The sequence below is a fragment of the Trichococcus sp. genome (assembly GCF_049589555.1).
Taxonomy (GTDB): Bacteria; Bacillota; Bacilli; order Lactobacillales; family Aerococcaceae; genus Trichococcus.
Genome location: NZ_JBAWAZ010000075.1, coordinates 1 through 2,462 on the forward strand (window position 1 = coordinate 1; position 2,462 = coordinate 2,462).

General features: G+C 45.9%; 3 protein-coding genes. All 3 read left to right on the forward strand.

Annotation, left to right across the window (positions count from 1 at the left end):
* Positions 1–396: 396 nt before the first annotated feature.
* Positions 397–1,230: a dihydrodipicolinate synthase family protein gene (locus WBV27_RS03495; RefSeq protein WP_424199463.1), complete on the forward strand. Its 834-nt coding sequence runs from the start codon at positions 397–399 to the stop codon at positions 1,228–1,230.
* A 150-nt stretch (positions 1,231–1,380) separates the two neighbouring features.
* Entirely contained in the window at positions 1,381–1,872 is a 492-nt protein-coding gene (locus WBV27_RS03500; RefSeq protein WP_424199465.1) for an N-acetyltransferase family protein, read from the forward strand.
* Between the two features lie 132 nt (positions 1,873–2,004).
* Positions 2,005–2,462: nitroreductase family protein (locus WBV27_RS03505; protein ID WP_424199467.1), on the forward strand; the 458-nt coding region annotated here is incomplete at its 3' end.

Sequence of the window (2,462 nt, forward strand, 5' to 3'; positions counted from 1 at the left end):
CTACAATAGAAACCGCACGAAATCAACATTTTTAAGGTTGATTTCGTGCGGTTCTTTCTTTGTACTCAGACTTCTTTCCCGACTGTTCTGATTTGCTCAGATTATGGCTCACATTGTCGAGCGTTCTCGAAAAAATGAGCCGCATATGCTGATGTGTTTGACGGCTCAAAGTGAAATTGTTGAATAATTGCTTGATATTTGACAATTTTGCATTCCTCCGAGGTCAAATTGTCGAATAATACAATCGTATTCGACAATTTTGGATATCATTTAATCGAACACAGTAGTCTGGGTACTTGGTTGATATCCATATCATTCGCTTGTCAGGTATAGGTAAAGCATTTTGAAATACAGTGATATAATGGTTTTCATATCAACAATGAAGGGGAGAGGCACATGCATGATCTGGTGAATGATTTCCATATCGCGGTCCCTACCGCGTTTTACGATAACGAGGATCTGAATACGGAGGCAACTTTGCAGCATATCCGGAATCTCTATGACCAGGGTGTGAAATCCGTCCTGGTATGCGGCACGACCGGAGAGCAGCATAGCCTGTCTTTGGCGGAGAAATTGCAGCTGCTGGAAAGCCTGGACGCGGCCAGTTTCCTGCCGGATGATCTGGAGATCCTCTTTGGAGTCGCCAGCATCCGGCAAAAGGAAGCCCTGCAGCTGGCTGGAAAAGTTAACGCGAGCTCGAAAATCAGCGGAGTGCTGTTGGGTTTTCCGCCTTATATCTTGCCTTCACAAAAAGAAGCGATGCGCTATGTGGAAGCTATCGCCAAAGTTATCGAGAAGCCCATCATCCTCTACAACAATCCGCGGCGCACCGGGTTCAATCTGGAACTGGACACTTTTGCTGAATTGATCAAGCTGCCAAACATCATCGGCATCAAGGATGCGGGTGACAGTGCGCGCATCCCCGAATTGATTTCTGTTGCCGACAAAAAAATCTGCATCTACGCCGGCGGGGAAATCGATTTGGACAAAAAGATCGCGTTGGGAGCAACCCGTCTGTCCTCTATGGCGGGCAATCTTTATCCGAAAGATGTCGAAGCGTATTTTGAGGATTTGCTGCACGGTCCTGCTGACAAAACAAAAAACGCCGGAATCGAAGAGAAGATTCACAACGTTTTTGTGGAGAATCCGATTATATACATTAAAAACGAAATCACGAAGCACACACAGATCGATATGGGAATTGCGCGTTCGCCGTTGGGTAATCTGTAAATCGATTCAATTCTTGGCGGAAAAGCCGTACTTCGGTCAGGATGGCCTTGGTGGAAACAAACCGAATCTCAGGATTAAATAGCAATTACCTTCGATCTATGGGAAAATTATTCTGCGAATAATTTTTGAACAATAAAAGGAAGTGCGCTAATGCAAAAAAGCATGAACATCCGTTTCGCGGAGGGAAATGACACCAGATTGATCTTGGCTTTCATCAGAGAATTGGCGGATTACGAAAACCTGCTTGCCGAAGTCACCGCAACGGAAGAACTGTTAAGAAAGACGATATTCGAAGACAGAAAAGCTGAAGTCATCATCGGGGAAGTCGATGGTGAACCCGTCGCTTTCGCGTTGTTCTTCAGTAATTTTTCCACGTTCCTGGGCAAGCCCGGGCTGTATCTTGAAGATCTGTATGTGAAGGAAGGTTACCGCGGTTACGGATTCGGGAAACAGTTGCTTTCGTTTCTCGCTAATTTGGTCATTGAAAGGGACTACGGCCGCCTGGAATGGTGGTGCCTCGATTGGAATAAGCCGTCTATCGACTTCTACAAGAAGATGGGTGCCGAACCGATGGATGAGTGGACTGTATTCAGACTAACCGGTAAGGAATTACAGCAAGTGGCTGCAGGGAATTCTGATTAAATCGCCACCAGGTCGGGATGATCATTTACTTGCTTATTACTTCTTCCTTGCTGTCTGTTCCATAAAAAAGTAGTATATTGATTGTATAGAATTTATTGCGAATATCAACATGTAAAGCGAGGAGATCCATCTATGTCGACACCTGAATTAAGAGCACAAATCATCGAAGCACACCAAAGCCGCTATGCCACCAAATCCTTCGATCCGACGAAAAAGATTGCTGAGGAAGATTGGGAAACGATCATTGAATCGGCACGCTTATCGCCGAGTTCCTTTGGCTATGAGCCATGGAAGTTCTTGTTGGTGAACAATCAGGAAATCAAGGATGACTTGAAAAAGATCGCTGCGGGAGCGGTCAACAGCCTCAACGGTGCCAGCCATTTCGTCATCGCTTTGGCCAGAAAAAATGTGACCATCGAAAGCGACCATGTACGGCACATCGTGGAGGACGTGCTCGGCGTGGACTTTGCTATTGACTCGCCGCGCAGCCAATACTTCGACAACTTCCAAAAGAACAATCAGCAATTGACGGACGAACGAAAATTGTACGATTGGGCGTCCAAACAGACATATATCGCGAGGGCCAACAT